Raw genomic sequence first — 267 nt, forward strand, 5'->3', positions numbered from 1 at the left:
CCACCACCTCCGCGCCGATGTGGATGATGCCGCGCTCGTCGAGCTGCGCCAGCACCTCCTCGGACACGTTGGGGATGTCGCGCGTGATCTCCTCGGCGCCCAGCTTGGTGTCGCGGGCGACGACCTCGTGCTCCTCGATGTGGATCGAGGTGAGGACGTCCTCCGAGACCATGCGCTGGGACAGGATGATCGCGGCCTCGTAGTTCAGGCCCTCCCAGGGCATGAACGCGACGAGGAGGTTCTTGCCGAGCGCGAGCTCGCCGTTGT

The 267-nt window shown here is 67.0% G+C and carries 1 protein-coding gene; it reads right to left on the reverse strand.

The window, feature by feature from the left end:
* Positions 1-267 (reverse strand): hypothetical protein (locus KVS67_RS12055; RefSeq protein WP_217565454.1); only part of this gene is annotated, 267 nt, incomplete at both ends.

This window comes from Micrococcus sp. GbtcB5 (genome assembly GCF_019091605.1).
GTDB classification, from domain to species: domain Bacteria; phylum Actinomycetota; class Actinomycetes; order Actinomycetales; family Micrococcaceae; genus Micrococcus; species Micrococcus luteus.